This is a genomic window from Rhodococcus sp. 21391 (genome assembly GCF_016772255.1).
Lineage (GTDB): Bacteria > Actinomycetota > Actinomycetes > Mycobacteriales > Mycobacteriaceae > Rhodococcus_F > Rhodococcus_F opacus.
Genome location: NZ_CP063781.1, coordinates 5,329,291 through 5,347,827, shown reverse-complemented (window position 1 = coordinate 5,347,827; position 18,537 = coordinate 5,329,291). Strand labels below are relative to the sequence as shown.

Annotated in this window: 13 protein-coding genes and 1 pseudogene; 7 read left to right on the top strand and 7 right to left on the bottom strand. The window is 67.6% G+C overall.

Annotated features, from left to right (window positions below):
- Nucleotides 1-33: 33 nt before the first annotated feature.
- Nucleotides 34-1,071 (bottom strand): alpha/beta hydrolase, encoded by a 1,038-nt coding sequence (locus tag GO592_RS24595; RefSeq protein ID WP_007298206.1) that lies wholly within the window; start codon nucleotides 1,069-1,071, stop codon nucleotides 34-36.
- 145 nt (nucleotides 1,072-1,216) lie between these two features.
- Here GO592_RS24595 and GO592_RS24590 point away from each other — a divergent pair, with 145 nt between their 5' ends.
- The 3 genes and pseudogenes from GO592_RS24590 (at nucleotide 1,217) to asnB (ending at nucleotide 5,474) form a co-directional block, all read left to right on the top strand.
- Nucleotides 1,217-1,891: a GOLPH3/VPS74 family protein gene (locus tag GO592_RS24590; protein WP_007298205.1), complete on the top strand. Its 675-nt coding sequence runs from the start codon at nucleotides 1,217-1,219 to the stop codon at nucleotides 1,889-1,891.
- Nucleotides 1,892-2,058: 167 nt separating this feature from the next.
- A complete protein-coding gene (locus tag GO592_RS24585; RefSeq protein WP_007298204.1) occupies nucleotides 2,059-3,459 on the top strand; it encodes an HNH endonuclease signature motif containing protein in 1,401 nt (466 codons plus the stop codon).
- A 173-nt stretch (nucleotides 3,460-3,632) separates the two neighbouring features.
- A pseudogene (gene asnB, locus GO592_RS24580) lies at nucleotides 3,633-5,474 on the top strand (asparagine synthase (glutamine-hydrolyzing)).
- On the opposite strand, the gene GO592_RS24575 reads toward asnB, so the two are convergent.
- Complete coding sequence (locus GO592_RS24575) at nucleotides 5,471-6,967, bottom strand: acetyl-coenzyme A carboxylase carboxyl transferase subunits beta/alpha (protein WP_005568351.1); 1,497 nt, start codon at nucleotides 6,965-6,967, stop codon at nucleotides 5,471-5,473. The pseudogene asnB and the gene GO592_RS24575 overlap by 4 nt on opposite strands.
- Before the next feature lie 216 nt (nucleotides 6,968-7,183).
- Between GO592_RS24575 and GO592_RS24570 the strand changes: the two genes are divergently transcribed.
- From GO592_RS24570 to GO592_RS24555, 4 genes are read left to right on the top strand one after another with little or no spacing between them, the layout of a single operon-like run.
- Nucleotides 7,184-8,011, top strand: coding sequence for an FAD binding domain-containing protein (locus GO592_RS24570; RefSeq protein ID WP_007298203.1), 828 nt, complete (start codon nucleotides 7,184-7,186; stop codon nucleotides 8,009-8,011).
- Entirely contained in the window at nucleotides 8,008-10,725 is a 2,718-nt protein-coding gene (locus GO592_RS24565; protein ID WP_007298202.1) for a molybdopterin-dependent oxidoreductase, read from the top strand. The genes GO592_RS24570 and GO592_RS24565 overlap by 4 nt, the downstream gene beginning before the upstream one ends.
- 17 nt (nucleotides 10,726-10,742) lie before the next feature.
- Nucleotides 10,743-11,726, top strand: a complete 984-nt coding sequence (locus GO592_RS24560) for an antibiotic biosynthesis monooxygenase (protein WP_007298201.1) — start codon at nucleotides 10,743-10,745, stop codon at nucleotides 11,724-11,726.
- A 21-nt stretch (nucleotides 11,727-11,747) separates the two neighbouring features.
- On the top strand, nucleotides 11,748-12,215 hold the full coding sequence (locus tag GO592_RS24555; RefSeq protein ID WP_007298200.1) for an SRPBCC family protein: 468 nt from the start codon (nucleotides 11,748-11,750) through the stop codon (nucleotides 12,213-12,215).
- 10 nt (nucleotides 12,216-12,225) lie between these two features.
- Here GO592_RS24555 and GO592_RS24550 read toward each other — a convergent pair whose 3' ends face one another.
- The 5 genes from GO592_RS24550 to GO592_RS24530 form a co-directional block, all read right to left on the bottom strand.
- Nucleotides 12,226-15,405 (bottom strand): multicopper oxidase family protein, encoded by a 3,180-nt coding sequence (locus GO592_RS24550; RefSeq protein ID WP_007298199.1) that lies wholly within the window; start codon nucleotides 15,403-15,405, stop codon nucleotides 12,226-12,228.
- 90 nt (nucleotides 15,406-15,495) lie between these two features.
- Nucleotides 15,496-16,689: an ABC transporter permease gene (locus tag GO592_RS24545; RefSeq protein WP_007298198.1), complete on the bottom strand. Its 1,194-nt coding sequence runs from the start codon at nucleotides 16,687-16,689 to the stop codon at nucleotides 15,496-15,498.
- Nucleotides 16,686-17,582, bottom strand: a complete 897-nt coding sequence (locus GO592_RS24540; RefSeq protein ID WP_007298197.1) for an ABC transporter ATP-binding protein — start codon at nucleotides 17,580-17,582, stop codon at nucleotides 16,686-16,688. The genes GO592_RS24545 and GO592_RS24540 overlap by 4 nt, the downstream gene beginning before the upstream one ends.
- Before the next feature lie 31 nt (nucleotides 17,583-17,613).
- Nucleotides 17,614-18,153: a hypothetical protein gene (locus tag GO592_RS24535; RefSeq protein WP_007298196.1), complete on the bottom strand. Its 540-nt coding sequence runs from the start codon at nucleotides 18,151-18,153 to the stop codon at nucleotides 17,614-17,616.
- Entirely contained in the window at nucleotides 18,146-18,451 is a 306-nt protein-coding gene (locus GO592_RS24530; protein WP_037196307.1) for a helix-turn-helix transcriptional regulator, read from the bottom strand. Before GO592_RS24530 ends, GO592_RS24535 begins: the two co-directional genes overlap by 8 nt.
- Nucleotides 18,452-18,537 lie beyond the last annotated feature (86 nt).

Sequence of the window (18,537 nt, the reverse complement as noted above, 5' to 3'; positions counted from 1 at the left end):
CACCCTATGCGACGTCGGCGCGTGATGATGCGGTCAGAGGCCGAGGGAACCGGCGATCATCGGCCAGGAGTTGTGCAGGTCGTCCTGCCAGTAACCCCACGAGTGGGTGCCGGCGGGCCGGAAGTCGTACGTGGCCGGGATCCCCAGGGCGTTCAGCCGGTCGGCCAGCCGATGGGTGCACTCGTTGGTTCCCGCCTCGATGATGCCGCCGACGATCACCTGGTTGGCCAGCGTGCCTACATCTCCGTTGATATCCGGGCCGTTGAGGTTCTCGTGGACGCCGGGCAGCCCGGTGGCATTGCTGATGTACAAGTCGATGCCACGCAGCTTCTCGGCGTTGACGACGGGGTCGTTGGCCACCCACGCGGGGTCGTCAGGCGGTCCCCACATGTTCTCGACGTCGCCGCCTCGGAAGCTGACGACGAAGGTGACGTAGTCCCGGCCCGGTTTGGTGCTCGTCTCGGCGCATCCGCTGTACGCGCCGACGGCGCGATACAGCGACGGGGCCGCCTCGGCCAGGCTGAGGACGGATGTGCCCGACATCGACAGACCCGCGATGGCATTCGCACCGTCTGTTCCGAGTGTGGCGTCGACGATCGGGGGAAGTTCCTCGGTGAGGAAGGTGGTCCACTTGTTCACGCCGAGGACGGGATCGGGCTTTTCCCAGTCGGTGTAGTAGCTGTACGCCCCGCCGACGGGAGTGACGACGTTGACGTTCTTGTCGGCGAAGAAGTCGACGACGTCGGTCCTCGCCTGCCAGGTTGCCGAATCCTCGCCGCCACCGGCGCCGTTGAGCAGGTACAGGGTCGGCCGGGGCACGCTCGTATCGGCGGGGCGGATCACCTCGAGGAGAATCACCTTCTCCATCGCCGCCGAGTAGACGTACATGTTCAGTTGACGGTCGTCGATCTCCTCGATGCGGTCGAGGACGGATCCGTCTGCCGAAGCCGGTTTGTCGGCGGGAAGTGCTCGCCACTCGTCCGCCGACGCCGCTGCCACCTGACCGAACATGGCCGACGACGCAACGACGGCGACCGCCAGGAGTGCCCGACAGTGTCCGATCGCGCTCATAGCCGCTCCTCGTGCTTGACTGCGGTGCCCGACAACCGTCTGGTGAATACTCAGAACATTGCCCCTTCACGGTAACCGGCAAACATTCCCCGGGGCGGCTGAACGGACACCGGACTTCGCCGCGACGTCGCCCTATCGTGGAAGTATGACGCTGCTCGCCGAAGATCTGCTGTTGCTGCTGCTCGACGACGCATCGGGGAAGCCCGTCGTCGACGGGACCCGGATGCCGCGCGTCCTCGCCGGCGCCGTTCTTCTGGAACTGGCCCTGGGTGACGTCGTCACCCCGGCCGAACCGGGCGAAGACGTGAAGAAGGGGCGTCTGGTCGTCCGGGACGGGGCGCGACCGCAGGATCCGCTGCTCGCGCGGGCCGTCGACCTCATCGGTACGTCCAAGCCGATGAAACCGGAAGCGGCCATCGAGAAGCTCGCCAAGAACCTGCGCGACGAGCTCGCGAAGCGCATCGTCGGTGCGGGCTGGGTCCGCGAGGAGAAGGGCAAGGTGCTGGGCATCTTCCCGACCACGCGGTGGCCGGAGGTCGACGGCAGCCACGAACGCGCGCTACGGTCCGAGCTGAGCGCCGCGCTCCTCGACGGGGTCACCCCCACTCCGCGCACCGCCGCGCTCGTCTCGCTCCTGTCCGCGGTCGACGCGGCGCCGAAGCTGTTCCCGGACGCCGATCGTCGCGCCGTGAAGAAACGGGCGAAGGAGATCGCCGAAGGCGACTGGGCGGGCAAGGCCGTGCGCACATCCGTCGAGGCCGTCAACGCCGCGATCGTCGTCGCCGCCACCGTGCCCGCCATCGTCGCGGGGAGTGGCTAGGCGGCGAGCGGTTCTGCGCGGCGTAGCGGGTTTTGGGGTCTTTTGGAGCGCAACAGCTTTCGCTACCTGTAGAACGCGTGTTCGATACGGGGGTATTCGATCGGGGGATTCGGGAGACGGTCTGCTGTCTCGTCGACGGGGAATCCGATGTGGGTCTGGTCGAGTTGATGACCGACCTCCATCGCAGTGAGTCGGTGGTGGCCGAACGGAAGCTGGCGGTGATCGCCGAGCTCTTTCTGCGCCGCACTGCCGAGGTCGAGTCCGACGGGGCGTGGACGTCGACCGCGCACGAAGTGGTCGAGGCCGAGATCGGTGCCGCGCTCACCATGGGGCGAGCGGCGGCGGGTCGGCTGATCGGTCTGGGCATGTCGCTGCGTACCCGGTTGCACGCCACGCGCGAGGCCATGGCACGTGGTGATCTCGACATGTACCGGGTTCGGCTGATCGAGGACGCGACGGCAAACGTGAGCGACGACTGGATCGGCGAGGTCGAACATCAACTCCTCGAACAGGTTCTGGCCCCGCCGCGCTCCGGTGGAACCGGGTTGACTGGCCGCAGGCTCACGAACGCCGCCAACCGCATCATCGCGAGGCTCGACCCGGCAGGGGTGCGCGCCAAGCGGGAGAAGGCTCAGGCGGACAGGTTCGTCGGAGTCTGTGCTGCAGAGGACGGCATGTGCCGAATCCTCGGTTCCGTTCCCGCGGCGCAGGGCCGTGCATTCGACGCGCGATTGCGCGAACTGGCAAACACCGTGTGTGCGAAAGACCTTCGAACATACGAACAGAGGCGGGCCGACGGATTGTCCGCGCTCGTCGACGGGGCCGGGTTCGTGCAGTGTGAATGCGGGCGGGTCGATTGCGGCCAGCGCTCCCGCATCGCGACGACCGCGCGCAAGCCTCTCGTGCACCTCATCATGCTCGACGCCACACTCGCGGGCGGCGACGAACCGGCCTACCTCGACGGCTACGGAATCGTCGACGCGGCGCACGCACGCGAGATCGCCGCCGACGCGGATGTCGAACCGGTGCCGGCGCCGAGTTCTGTCGTCCCGACCACGTACCGTCCCGGCGCCGTGCTCGACACCTGGATGCGGGTGCTGGCCGGCGGCTGCGAGTGGTTGCACTGCGATGTGGCGGCCTGGAACACGGACCTCGATCATCATCGGCCGTTCGACCATTCCGATCCCGCGGCCGGAGGTCCGACGGTGGCCGGGAACATGACCGCCTACTGTCGAAATCACCACCGGCTCAAGCATTCCGGTCACTGGAAGGTGACCGCTGACGGTGATATCGAGTTGGTCGCGCCCACCGGTCACCGATACCGAACGCGGTCGTCGGGGCTCCTGGGTGCCGGACGGAGCGATGCTGGCGGACGTGACCACGATGCCGACCGCGACCGCGACCACGCCGCGGCCGCGGTCCGTCGCCGCACCCGTGCGCAGAACACCGAGGCGCGGATCCGGGCGGAGCGCCGTCGACGGCGGGCGCACCTGGATGCAGTGCGGCGCCGGTCGCCCGGCGCGCAAGCGTCCGGCGCCTGCGCGGCCGACGAACCCTCGCCGTTCTGACAGGCGGCTTTCCCTGGCCCACCGCCTGCGCGCCGAAAAGGGTTACCGTGGAATATAGGTGGTTAGCAAGAGTAAAGAACTGTCAATGTGATTGCTTCGGTTCGGACTCGGTTCGCCGCCTCGCAACTGACCACGCGCTGAAGGAAGAGCGCCAGCGACAGCCGGAGGAGCACATGTGCGGAATCGCCGGATGGATCTCGTTCGAACGCGATCTACGCGTCGAGCAGTCCACCGTGGATGCCATGGCCGAGACGATGAACTGCCGGGGGCCGGACGATCGCGGTACGTGGGTCGTCGAACACGCCGCGCTCGGGCATCGTAGGCTCGCGATCATCGATCTGCCGGGTGGGCACCAGCCGATGAGCGTGGGCACCCCCGGCGGGACCGTTGCGATGGTCTACTCCGGCGAGGTGTACAACTTCGGTGAACTGCGCGCGGAGCTGTACGGGCGCGGTGACCGGTTCGCCACGGACTCCGACACCGAGGTGGTGCTCCACGGATATCTGGAGTGGGGAGAGGCCGTCGCGGAGCGGCTCAACGGCATGTACGCGTTCGCCATCTGGGATTCGCGGATCGACGCACTCGTGATGATCCGCGACCGGATGGGCATCAAGCCGTTCTACTACTACGAGACCCGGGACGGCGTCCTGTTCGGTTCGGAACCTAAAGCGATCCTTGCCAATTCGATTCGCCGAGTCGACTGTCACGATGGACGGAATCCGGGAGTTGTGCGCGTTCGTCAAGACACCGGGACACGCGGTGTGGGACGGCATGCGTGAGGTGGAGCCGGGAACGGTGGTCACCGTCTCGCGCACCGGACTGCGGACGCACCGGTACTGGACCCTGCAGACCCGTCCGCACACCGATGACCGAGACACCTCCGTCACCCATGTCCGCGAACTCCTCGACGACATCGTGCGCAGGCAACTGGTCGCCGAGTGCCGCGCTGCACCCTGCTGTCCGGTGGTCTCGACTCGTCCGCGATGACCGGTATCGCCGCCGAGCAGCTCGCCGAGGTGGGCGAGACGGTCCGGACGTTCGCCGTCGACTTCGTTGGTCAGACCGAACATTTCGTCGCGGACGAACTGCGGGGCACCCCGGATACTCCGTACGTGCACGACGTGGCCCGGCGATCCGGGACCGCGCACCAGGACATCGTCCTCGACTCCGACGCACTGGCCGACCCCGCCGTGCGCGCGAAGGTCATCCGGGCCCGGGACATTCCCATGGGCCTCGGCGACATGGACGCGTCGCTGTATCTGCTGTTCAAGGCGATCCGTCAGCACTCCACGGTGGCGCTGTCCGGTGAGTCGGCCGACGAGGTGTTCGGCGGGTACAAGCAGTTCTTCGACCCGAAGGCGCAGCAGGCGAACACCTTCCCGTGGCTCGGGCAGTTCGCCGAGCACTTCGGCGACGAGAGCAACATCTTCACCCCGGAGGTGACGGCGGGGCTGAACATGGACGACTACGTGCAGGACTCCTACGACGCAGCGGTGTCCGGGATCGATCGGCTGGACGGCGAATCCGACTTCGAATGGCGGATGCGGAAGATCTGCTACCTGCATCTGACGCGGTTCGTCCGCGTCCTGCTCGACCGCAAGGACCGCGCGAGCATGGCCGTCGGACTCGAGGTCCGGGTGCCGTTCTGCGATCACCGGCTGGTCGAGTACGTCTACAACACGCCGTGGTCGCTGAAGACGTTCGACGGCAAGGAGAAATCGTTGCTGCGGGCGGCGACCAGGGATGTGCTGCCGCAGTCGGTGATCGACCGGGTCAAGTCGCCGTACCCGTCCACCCAGGACCCGAAGTACGCGGTGGCGTTGCAGGAGCACGGCAAGGACCTGCTCGGCGACCCCTCGCACCCGGTGTTCGGCCTGGTCAGCGCGGACTGGTTGTCCCGGGCGGTGTCCGTCGACACCCCGCAGATCAGTCAGGTGTCGCGTCGCGGACTCGAGCGCACGCTCGACCTCGCGCTGTGGATGGACATGTACAACCCGACGATCAAACTGTCTTAGCTCAGGCCGAGGTTCCGGTAGCGGGCGAGCCGGGCCGCGAAGCGCTCGCTCTCGGGAACCCCGGTCAGGGCACGGAGTTCCCGGGAGATGGCCTCGCCGACCCGCTTGGAGAAATCGACGGCCTCGTCGGCGGCGTCCGGATGCTCGGGGATGATGGCGTCGATGACGCCGTCGCGCAGCAGGTCGAGCGAACGGATGCCCTGCGCGGCCGCCATCTCGGGGGCGTGCGAGGTGTCGCGGTGGACGATGGCGCTGGCGCCTTCGGGAGGAAGCGGGGCGAGCCACCCGTTCTGCGCGGCGAGCACGCGGTCGGCGGGGAGGAAGGCGAGCGCGCCGCCGCCCGTGCCCTGACCGAGCAGTACGGACACGGTCGGCGTCTTCAACGTCACGAGGTCGGAGATGCAACGTGCGATCTCCGGGGCCAGGCCGCGTTCCTCCGCCTCCTGAGACAGCGCTGCACCGAGGGTGTCGATCACCAGGACCAGGGGGATCTGCAACTCCTCGGCCAACCGCATGCCGCGGCGTGCCTCGCGGAGGGCGGCGGGACCCATCGTGTTCAGCGCCGACTGTCCGGCGCGGTCCTGGCCCAGCAACACGCACGGTGCGCCGCGGAAACGTGCCAGCGACAGCAGCACCGTCCCCTCGGTTTCACCCTGGCCGGTGCCGCTGAGGGGCACCTGCTCGGTTGCTGCGTGCCGCAGGAGGTGGCGGATTCCGGGCCGGTCGGCGCGCCGCGACAACATCACCGACTGCCACGCGGGTACGTCGGGGATGTCGACGGCCGGCGGCGCCGGTTCGGTGAGGGCGGTCGACGTCGGCGGATCGATCAGCACCCGCAACGCCCGATGGACGAGCCGGCGCAGGCGCGTGGCAGGGACGACGCCGTCGATGACGCCGTTGCGGTACAGGTTCTCGGATGTCTGCACGCCCTCGGGGAATTTCTCGCCGTACAGCGCCTCGTAGACGCGGGGCCCGAGGAACCCGACGAGTGCACCGGGTTCGGCCACCGTGATGTGCCCGAGCGAACCCCAGGACGCGAACACGCCGCCGGTGGTCGGGTTCCGCAGATACACCAGGTAGGGGAGATGGGCGGCCTTGTGGGTGGCGACGGCCGCCGCGATCTTCACCATCTGCACGAAGGCGACGGTGCCCTCCTGCATGCGTGTGCCCCCCGACGTGGGCGAAGCGAGCAGGGGGAGACCCTCACGGGTGGCGCGTTCGATGGCGGAGACGATCCGCTCGGCCGCGGCAACACCGATCGAACCGGCCAGGAAAGCGAACTCGCACGCGATCACCGCGACCGGGCGACCGCGGACGGTGCCGACGCCGGTGATCACCGATTCGTCGACACCCGACTTCTCGGCGGCCTTCCGCAGGTCGGCGCGGTACTTCTCGTTCGGCCGCGCATCCACGGGCGCGGTGTCCCAGGAGACGAAGCTGCCTGCGTCCAGTACCAGCTCGAGCACGTCGTGGGCGGAGATCTTGGCGGCCATGGCCCTGAGAGTAGCGGTCGGTCCGGGGCGGTGAATGTCTGCTACGGCGGGTGACGGGCGCCCACACGGTCGCCCGTGCGGCCGGAACATGGCAAACAGCGCCCGGGTGGAACCCGGCAATTAACACCGAGACCGCCGTCGCGGTGTCTAAAGTCAGATGGGTTGACGCAGGCCGGGTACGAGAACGACGACATATTTCCCGAGTGGAGCAGTCATATGGACCTCAACACCATCACCGATGTCGTTCGGCGTCCACCCGACCGGCCGGGTGCGGCGTGGCGGGAAGGCGACGCGTGGCTGGCCGGCGGAACGTGGCTGTTCTCCGAGCAGCAGCCCGACCTGCGCCGTCTCGTCGATCTCACGACGCTCGGCTGGGACACCCTCGTGCCGAGCGACGCGGGCCTCGAGATCGGAGCGACGTGCACGATCCGTGAGCTGTATGCGCTTGCGCCGCCGGACGACTGGAGAGCCGCTTCGCTGTTCGGGACGAGTTGCGAGGCCTTTCTGGCATCGTTCAAGGTCTGGAATTCGGCGACGGTGGGCGGCAATATCTGCATGTCGCTTCCCGCGGGTCCGATGATCACGATGGCGGTCGCGCTCGAGGCGACGTACACGCTGTGGTCCACCGACGGGTCCGAGCGCGCCGTCGACGCCGCCGACTTCGTGACGGGCAACCGCGAGAACGTGCTCACACAGGGTGAGATCCTGCGCCGCATCGACATCCCGGTCCGTGCCCTCCGCAAGCGTCACACGCATCGCCGCTTCACCCTCACACGCCTCGGCCGTTCGACGGTGTTCATGATCGGCACCCAGGCGCCCGGCGGCGACGACCTGCTGCTCACGATCACGGCGGGCACCACCCGTCCGATCCGTCTGGCCTTCGACGCCGTACCTGACGCCGACTCGCTCCGGCAGAGCATCGACGCGATACCCGACGACGTGTGGTTCGACGATCCCAACGGCACCCCTGACCACCGTCGCCACCTGACGAAGCACTTCGCCGAGGAGATCCGGACCGAGTTCACCGCAGGAGACCGGCAATGACGTACACCGTGAACGGCAGGACGTTCGACGAGGAACCGAATCCCGGGCAGTGTCTGCGCACGTTCGTGCGGTCGCTCGGTCATCACGGCGTCAAGAAGGGTTGCGACGCAGGCGATTGCGGAGCCTGCACGGTGTGGCTCGACGGCGATCCCGTGCACAGTTGCATCACGCCGGCGTTCCGTGCGGAGGGGCGGGAGGTGACCACCATCGAGGGCCTCGGTTCGCCGGACGACCTGCATCCGCTGCAGCGGCAGTTCCGTGACGCCCCCGGGTTCCAGTGCGGATTCTGCACCGCGGGCATGATCATGACGTCGGCGACGTTCACGGACGCGCAGAAGGAAGACCTGCCACGCGCGCTGAAGGGTAATCTCTGCCGCTGCACCGGCTATCGGGCGATCGAGGACGCCGTCAACGGTGTCGCCGCGGTGGAGGTCGCCGAGCCGGGTCGCGCGGTCGGCACCAGCGTCGGGGCACCCGCGGCCACCGATGTGGTCACCGGCCGTGCCGAGTTCACCATGGACACCGAGATCGAGGGCATGCTGCACCTCGTGACGCTGCATTCCCCGCACGCCCACGCCCGCATCGTCTCGATCGACACGACGGCGGCGCTCGCCGTCCCCGGTGTGCACCGCGTGTACACGTGGAAGGACGTGCCCCGGAAGCTGTTCACGACCGCGATCCACACCGATCACCTCGTCGACCCCGACGACACGTACATCCTCGACGACACGGTCCGCTTCGCCGGTCAGCGGGTGGTCGCGGTGCTGGCCGACACGGTCGGCGCCGCGGAGGAGGGGTGTCGCGAGGTGGTCGTCGAATACGACGTGCTGCCCGCGGTGTTCGACCCGGAGGAGGCGATGGCCGACGGTGCACCGCAGTTGCACGGATCGGACGACCCGTTCGTGCGGGATCCCGTGCACAACGTCCTGCTCGAGCTCCACGGGGAGGTGGGCGACGTCGAGGCGGGGTTCGCCGAGGCCGACGTGATCCACGAGGGCACCTACTTCACCCCGCGCGTGCAGCACGCGCATCTCGAGACGCACGGGTCGATCGCCTGGATGGAGGGCGGCCGCCTGCACGTGCGCACGAGTTCGCAGTCGCCGTCGATCGCGAAGGTCAAGCTGGCTCACCTGTTCGACCTGCGCCCCGACCAGTTGCGCGTGTTCTGTATGCGCGTCGGGGGCGGTTTCGGCGGCAAACAGGAGGTGATCTCGGAGGATCTGGTCGCGCTCGCCACCCTCGACACGGGCCGGCCCGTCTGCTTCGAGTTCACTCGGGAGGAAGAGTTCACGACGGCGTCGCCGCGGCACCCGATGAAGCTGACGATCACGCTCGGCGCCCGGGCCGACGGCACACTCACGGCGTTCCAGGTGCGCAACGTGTCGAACACGGGCGCGTACGGCAACCACGGCGGCGAGACGTTGTTCGCCGCCGGTGCCGCCATCTCGGCGTACCGGTGTCCCAACAAGAAATTCGATGGGTACTCCGTCTACACGAACAGCGTGCCCAGCGGAGCGCTGCGCGGGTACGGCATGACCCAGCCCGCCTTTGCGGTGGAGTCCGCCATGCACGAGCTGGCGGTCGCGCTCGACATCGACCCGCTCGAGTTGCGGCGCCGCAACATCGTCCGCCCCGGTGACTCGCTCGTCGCGATCGACGACGGTCCCGACGACGTCGTGTTCGCGGAGGACGGGCTCGGGCAGTGCATCGATCTCGTCGACGCCGCACTGAGGCGGACCGGGAACGGGCAGGTGCTGGGCGACGACTGGCTCGTCGGCGAGGGCACCGCGAGCTCGCTGCACGAGACGGCGCCCCCGACCGAACACATCTCCGAGGCGTGGGCGACGCTCGGCGACGACGGCGTGTACGAACTCGCCGTCGGCACCGTCGAATTCGGTGAGGGAACGTCGACCGCGCACGTGCAGATCGCGGCCACCCACCTCGGCACCACCCCGTCGCGGGTGCGTCTCGTGCAATCCGACACCGACCGGACGGGATTCGACACGGGGGCGTTCGCCAGCGCCGGCCTCTTCGTCGCGGGCAACGCCGTGTCGCGGGCGTCGGAGGCCCTGCGCGACCGCATCCTGGCGTTCGCCGCCGCGCACACCGGGGTCGACGTCGCGTCCTGCTCGATGGACGACGACGGGGTGCTCTGCGACGGCACGCGCGTGCCGCTGACCGAACTCCTCGACGCCGCCCGTCGGCGCGGCATCCGGTTCACCGAGGCGCGCAAGGCGTACGGGTCGCCGCGCAGCGTCGTCTCCAACACCCACGGCTTCCGCATCGCCGTCCACCGCGTGACGGGCGAGATCCGCATCCTCTACAGCGTCCACGCCACGGACGCCGGGGTAATCATCAACCCGGTGCAGGTCCGCGGCCAGATCGAAGGCGGCGTCGCCCAGGGCATCGGATTCGCGCTGACCGAGAACTTTCACGTCGACGACAACGGTGTGATGATCAACCCCAACCTGCGCAACTACCGCATCCCCACCTACGCCGACATTCCCCGTACCGAAGTGCTGCTGGTCGATTCGACGGATTCCGTCGGACCGATGCGTGCGAAGGGAATGGCGGAGTGCTGCATCAACCCGGTGGCACCTGCGCTGGCCAACGCGCTGGAGAACGCGACGGGTGTGCGTTTTCGTGAGTTGCCGTTCACCCCCGAGCGGATCTACCACCGAATCGGCGAGAACCGATCGGTTCCGACGACCTGAGCCGTGAGGAGAGGGCGATGGACACCGAGAAGCCCACCGAGAAGTCCACCGGCAACGCCGCGACGGTCATCATCGGCCAGAAGGTGCGTGCCGGATCCGAGGAGGCCTTCGAAGCCTGGCAGCAGGACATGAACAGCGCCGCGTCCCACTACCCGGGGTTCCTGGGCGCCGAGATCTCGGCACCCACCGCCGTGCAACCCGACTGGGTCGTGGTCTACCGCTTCGATTCCGTGGCCCACGTGCAGGCCTGGATCAACAGCGCCACCCGGCAGCACCGGCTGGACGAGGGGCAGCAGTACTTCGACGGCCCCGCCACCCAGCAAGTCATCAGCGGGGGCACGCGCGAGTCGGATCCGCTCGTGACGGTCGTCGTGACGCACCGTGTCGGCCCGGAGCACGTCGACGATTTCCTCGCGTGGCAGGATCGACTGCGATTGGAAGAGAGCAAGTTCGACGGATTCCGCGGGAGCGAACTCTTCCGGCCCATCGAGGGAGTTCAGGACGAGTGGACCGCGCTGTACCGCTACGACAACGCCGCCGACCTGGACAGGTGGCTCACCTCGGCGAAGCGTCAGGAGCTTCTCGCGGAGGGGGAGAAGTTCCACGACTTCGAATTGCGCACCATCGACAACTCCTTCGGGAGTTGGTTCGCGTTCGACGAGAACGGCAACGAGGCGCCGCCGCCGTCCGAAACCAAGACGTCGATCGCGGTGTGGGTCGGTCTGTATCCCACCGTCGTGGTTCTCACCCTCGCGTTGTCGCCGCTGAAGATGCCGCTGTGGCTCGGACTGCTCGTCGGAAACCTGCTGTCCAGCTTCATCATGAGCTTCGTGACGATGCCGTACTACGTGAACCGGGTGCTGGGGCGCTGGCTGCGGCCGCCCTCCGACGTTCCGGAAGCGACAACGAACCGTCGAGGGATCGCGATCGTCGTGGGGGTCATGGTGTTCTGGGTCATCGTCTTCTACCTGGTGACCCGCCAGTTCTGGACACTGCCCTGAGAAGGAAGAAAAGGGTGCCTCATGTCAGCCTCGGAGATCCGTGTGAGCCGAACGATCGATGCGCCCGTCGGCGCGGTCTGGGCGGTCATCACCGACCTGGACAACGCAGAATCGGTGCTGAGCGGTGTGGAGAAGCTCGAGAGGCTGGACTCGACGGAGTACGAAGTCGGCACGCGGTGGCGCGAGACCCGGGTGCTGTTCGGCAAATCGTCGACCGAGGAAATGTGGGTCACGGAGATCGACCCGGAGAAGCGCACCGTGGTGAAGGCGTCGTCCCACGGCGCGGACTACACGACGGTGTTCACCCTGGAGCCTGCCGGTGACGGCACCACCCTGACCTTCCACTTCTCAGCGGAAGCAAGTGGGCTCGGCGCAGTGTCGAGGTTCATGATGAAAGTGTTCGGTTCCTTCGCACTGAAGGCCACCACCAAGGCGATCCGGCGCGATCTCGACGACATCGCCGACGCCGCCGAGAAGCGGGCCGGCTGACCCCCTGCACCTATCTGCCACCGAGTGGCACGGACCCTTGCGCTGAGGGGAGCGCGGGGAGCGTGCCCAACGGCAGCGGCACCAGTGTGGTCGATCGGGGTTCGGCGCGGCCGAGCCCGAACTTGCGCACCTCCGTGCCGCCCGGCCCCGGACCGCTGACGAGCAGGTCGGCGCCGGTGGTGGTGCTGGTGGTGGCCACCTGAACCCCGCTGCCGGCAGGGCCGCCGGCGAACGGTGCGAACGACGCGATCTGAGTGAACACGACGTCGGCGGAGTGGTGGTTCGGGCTCTCGAGATACATCCTCGGCTCACCGTCGAGGCGTGACCCACTCGACCACACGCGAACAGTGCCGTCGCCGCCCAGCATGCCGGTGACGATGCTCTTCGCTCCGCCTTCGGCGCCGGCCACCCACCCCGTCGAGAGTGAGACACCGCCGAGGTAGCTCTCGTCGAAGGCCAGGAACTCCGACGTCGTCCTCGGTCCGTCGGTGTGGCCGGCGTGCTCGTCCGCGGTGCCGTCGGCAGTCGCGGCGGCGGTCGGCTCGAACAGGTCGTAGCGGAACGTCTTCACACGAGGCGCTTCTCCCGGCCCCGGGGCGGTGACGATGCTTGCCCGGCCCGAGGCGGCGTCGACCAGGCCCGTCGCGACCGTGACCCCGGACTGCGACCCGGGGTAGGGGGTGAAACTCGAGAAGACCTCGGGTGCTGTGCCCTTCTCCGTGGGCAGGCTGGACGAGAACACCTTCACCTGCGATTCGGTGCCGGGGCCCGTGCCGGCGATGATGTTGTCGGCCAGCGCGTTTCCGTCGATGTCCGCACCCGCGACGGTCACGCCTCCGCGGAAGCCGTCGGCGAACGGGGCGAACCGGGTCAGCTCGGCGGTGAACGGGCCGGAGCCGACATCGTTGCCGTCGTACGCGACGACCTCCGGTGCCACGCCCGCACCGGTCCCGGCGACGAGGTCGAGGATCATGTCGCCGTTGACGTCGGCCATCGCCACCGTCGGGGTGCCCTCGAACGACGGGAACGGTGTGACCGCGGCGATCACCTTGTCGCCGTTGCCGTCGTGGACCTGCACGGTCGCGGGGGTGCCCGCAGAACCCGGCACCGCCACCGCGTACGTCGACACCTCGGGAATCACGTTGACGGTGGCCATCAGTCCGTTGTCCTCGTGGTTGAGGCGATGGCAGTGGATCACGAAAGTGCCCGTGTACTCCGTGAATTTCGTGCGCAGCGTCACCGATGCGGGCACGAGCGGGTTCTCGTTCGCGTCGGTGACGGGCGCCGGCACGTTCACGTTGTCCTCACCCCACGGTTGCACCCCGGTCCGGGTGCCCGCGATCGGGTCGACGATCTCCATCACCTGGAAGTCGTTGACGTGGATGTGCATCGGATGTTCGTCGTTGTTGAGGTTCGTGATCAGCCATTCCTCGACCGAATTGAGGCGCGGCTGGATCAGCGGGATGTTCGGGAACGTGTTGTCGTCGAACTCGTAGGTGAAGGCCTTCGGGTCGCTGTTGCTGGCCTTCTCGTTGCCGAATCCGCCCGAGACCGTGAGGGTGCGCTTCACGTCGGGTGTCATCACCGACGTGTCCACGAAAGACGTGTACGCGTCGAGGTTCTGGCCGGGCTCGAACGGCGTGGTCCGCCCTTCACCGCTGTCGGGTGTGACGTGGAGGAGGGTCTGGGTGGGGAAGGTGAAGAAGCCGTCGGCGTAACTGATCACCGACGGGTCGACCGTCACCGTGCCCAGCTCGGCCGGCGGATTGTCGGTGCCGTTGTCGGTGTAGAGCACGCCGGGATTGGTGACGGGTTTCGCCCCTTCCAGCGGTGGCATGTCGAGCACCAGATCGCCGGTGTCCGGCATCGTCACGGCGATCGCGTACCGCGACCCCGGCGGGATGACGAGCCGGGTGCCGTCACCACCGACGGGCAACTGCACCTGGGTGAAGGGGTTTCCGTCCTGGCCGACGACGGAGAACGTCGGGTGGTTGCCCGTCGCGGTCTCGGTGAGTCTGAGCGGCATGTAGGCGAAATCGCTGATGTTCGCCAGCGACCAGATCTCCGTCTGGCCCGGCTTCAGTTTCAGCTCCGGCTGGAACTGCCCGTTGACGGTGTACTGCACGTCGCGTTCGTTGTCCGGCAGCGACGGGTCGGCGGGAATCTTCGTCGAATCACTGCTGAAGCTCTGGAGATTGCCCGGCACGAACTGGTTCTGCCCGCGATGATTCGCCGGCGACAGCGGCCCGGAATACCAGTTGGTGACGTACTGGGAGCCCTCCGTGGTCTCCGAGAAATTCACGGGCGCCAGACTCGGCTGGTACGTTCCGTCGGCGAGCTGGGTCCCCTCCGGCGGCGTCAGTGTGCTCACGAACTGTGGCCAGTTCGGGTCGTTCAGGTGGTGGCCGTTGCCTTTACGGTCGAAGACGAAGTTGTACTGCAGGGCCATGTCGCGGATGGGTACGTCGTTCTGCGTCACCAGGGGAAGGTTGCCGTCGGGCCTGCCGATCTCCAGCAGTCCCGCGAGCCCCGCGTACGTCTGCTGCGCGGTCATCGTGTGACGGTGGCTGTGGTACCAGTACAGGCCGTTCGGCATGTCCTTCGGTACCGCGTAGTCGTAGACGTTGCCCATTCCGGCGGGAATGTCGAGCAGCACGTTGTCGGCGTTGCCGTCCGGGCTCACGTGCACACCGTGGGTGTGCAGGTTCAGCGGCGCCGATTCGAGGGCCGGGGGATAGATCGGGACCTCCCCGCCCGCGGGCGTGAACGCGGGGTCGTAGAAGTCCTCGATCGTCAGGTTCCGGAGATCGTTGTCGTAGTGGATGATCAGGCGCTCACCCGGATCGACGCGCAACGTCGGTGCCGGGTAGACGTCGTCGCCCGTGGTCGAGCCGTCCGAACTCGTGCCCTGCAGAACCTCGTAACCGAAGACCAGGAAGCCCGACACCGGTTCCGAGACGGTGTCGAGGTCGACCGTGCCCTGATGGGCCGACAGTCGAACCTCGAGCACCCCGTTCTCGCTCGACAGCTTGACCGGCTCCTGGTAGGCGACCGGGGTGCCGTCGGGGCCGGCGTTGCCACCGCCCGCAGTGGTCGGCTCGTCGGACGTGCATGCCGTCAGCATCAACGTCATGGACGCGACCACTGCGACGGCGAGGGCGACGATCGGCTTCCCGCGACGGACGACCATGGGTGTTCCCCGTTCCACGACGGCAGCTGAGCAGCATCGATCGACGATTCGAAGACTACACAGGGAACTTGGCCGTGCGCTGGGAATTCGCTACCTGCCGAGCGCCTCCTTCCACGACACGACCTTGCCGATCCGCAGGATCGAGCGCTGGTAGATCTTCGCGGCCAGCATGCTGAGTGCGGCGGTCACCGCGAGCATCAGAGCGACCGTGACGACCACCTGGACCGGGGACGCCACGCCGGCGGCGATGCGCAGCGGCATCAGGATCGCCGAGAACGGCGGAATCCAGCTGAGGACATTGCTGAGGGTGCCGTCCGGGTTGCTCACCGAGGAGAAGGCGCTGAAGAACATGATGACGATCAGCACCATCAGCGGTGACGCGGTGGCGTTGACGTCCTCCTGCCGCGACACCATCGACCCGGCCGCGGCGTAGAGGACCGCGAAGAACGCGAATCCGAGCACGAACCAGCCGAGCGTTCCGGCCAGCACCCCGATCGCCGTCCCCGTCACGGTGAGCACGCCCGTCGCGAGTCCGGCGGCGACACCCACCACACCGTAGGCGGTCAACTGGACGAGACCGACCGCGCCGATGCCGATCACCTTGCCCCAGAGCAGCTGCAGTGGACGGAGGGTCGACAGGAGCAGTTCCACGACGCGGCTCGACTTCTCCTCGACCACACCCATCGCCACGTACATGCCGAACATAATGATCTGCATGTACAGCAGGACGACCACGGCGATGGAAAGGGCCACGCGCTGGCCCTTCTCCGGGTCGGGCGGATCGAGTGCGTCGACGGTGACGACTGCCCGGCCGGTCGCTTCGGCAAGTTGCGCGGGGTCCACGCCCTGTGCGGCGAGTGCGCCGGCCTGAGCCTGCTGCACCACGGCGGCGTCGATCACGGTGCGAAGCCCGGAGCCGATCTCGGATTCGGTGACGGCCGTGACGGATCCGTCGGTGCCGGGAATCAGGGCGACGTCGAGGTCACCGTTCCCCACCTCGTCGCGCGCGGCCTGTTCGTCCGTGGCCGGGACGACGTCGACCGGCGTCCCGACCGCGTCACCGGTGGAGACGAGAGCCGGCGCGAGCGACTGGTCGCCGACGAGTCCGATGGTGGCGCGTTCGTCGTCACCGCCCGAGAACAGCGAGTACGCGACGATGCCGCCCACGATGGCCAGCAGGATGATCACGTTGCTGATGACGAAGCTCTTCTTCGCCACCTGTGTCAGGAATTCGCGGCGGGCCACGAGGCCGATCGCGCGGGCGGGGCTCAGTGGGGCACTCATGCCGTGACCACCTCTCGGAACAGATCGGTCAGGGTGGGCCGGTGCAGCGAGAATTCGTGCACCGGCCCGGTCTTCAGGGCGGTGTGCAGTATGAGCTGGTCGTCCACCCCGGTGTCGAGCGACAGCAGGGTCCGGCCGTCGAGGTGACTGATCGTGGTGACGCCCTCGAGATGGTGCGCCCAGCCGACCGGCGCTTCCGGCGCGTGGACTTCGAGTTGGGTGTTGCCGCGGCCGCGCAGTTCGTCGACGGTGCCGACGGCACGCATCCGGCCGTGGCTGATGATGCCGACGCGGTGGCACAGGCGCTGGACGAGTTCGAGCTGATGGCTCGAGAAGATCACCGGCACTCCGGTGTTCGCCTTCTCCACCAGCACGGCGCTCATGACGTCCACCGCGACGGGGTCGAGTCCGGAGAAGGGTTCGTCGAGAACCAGCACCGCCGGATCGTGGACGAGCGCAGCGGCCAGCTGGACGCGTTGCTGATTGCCGAGCGAGAGTGCGTCGACGGTGTCGCCGACACGGTCCGCGATGCCGAGGCGTTCGGTCCAGCGGGCGACCGCCTCCCGCGCCGCCGAGCGGGAAATGCCGTGCAGCTCGGCGAGGTATTCGAGTTGCTTGCCCACCTTCATCTTCGGGTACAGCCCGCGTTCCTCCGGCATGTACCCGATGGTGCGCCGCACATCCAGGTCCACCGGCTTGCCGCCGAGCCGGACCTCGCCGGAATCGGCGGACAGGACGCCCAGCGCGATGCGCATGGTGGTGGTCTTGCCGGCACCGTTGCTGCCGACGAAACCGAAGATCTCACCGGGGCGGACCTCGAAGGACAGGTCGTCGAGCGCGACGACCTCGCCGTACCGTTTGGAGATGCCGTCGATCGTGAGGGTGTGAGACATGGGTCCTTCCCGTTCTCGAGTGCGGGTGTTCCTACGAAGCGAGGTCGTCGGGGTCGGGATCGGGTTGCGTCCAGCCGAGGATCATGGCGGGCGTGCACCCCCCGACCATCAGCGCGGTGACGACGAGCAGTCCCGCGGCGTACGGCACGTTGCCGTGATCGCCGTCCAGCGCGCCGACGAAGATCAGGTACAGCGCGGGAACGAGCGTCAGTAGCTGGGTGACCGTGAGTCCGATCGACCGGGCACTGTTGCGCTGCTGGATCTCCCACTCGTCGAGGGCGTCGCGCGGAGCGTCGCCCTGCCGCCCGGACACGATCTGGAGCATCGTCCACAGCGGGAAGAACAGCAGGCACGCGGGCAACCACAGCAGCGGCCCGACGACCATGTCGAAATGGCACACGATGCCGACGGCGGTCATGAACACGAACGTCACCGCGAGGGCGATCACCAGGAATCGTCTGCGGCTGCGCGTCCGCCACGCCGGTAGCCACGTCCGGTACCGGCGTTCGTTCTGGAGGAATCTGCGCGTCCGGAACCCCTGGTACCGCTCGATCAGATTGGTCTCAGGCATCGGAACTCTCCCCGTTTCCTGTCGTGGACGGCGGTCGGTCGGTGCGGTACAGCTCGGTGGACAGGGGTCCGAACTCGGTGCGGGAGAAGATGGCCTCCACGGGCAGTTCGAACACCCACGAGATACGGAACGCCAGGTCGAGGCTGGGGTAGTGGTCGCCCCGTTCGAGCGCGCCGACGGTCTGGGGATTGACGTCGATGAGTCCCGCCAGCTGAGCCCGGCTCATCCCGCGTTCGGCGCGAAGGACGCCGATGCGGTTGTAGATGGGGAGGGCGTCCCCACGCCGTACTGGGCTCATGCAACAAAGTGTTGTGAAAACCCAACAGTTTGTCAATGGTGTACAACGGCAACGGGCGTCAAAATGACAGGTTGACCCAGGGAAAT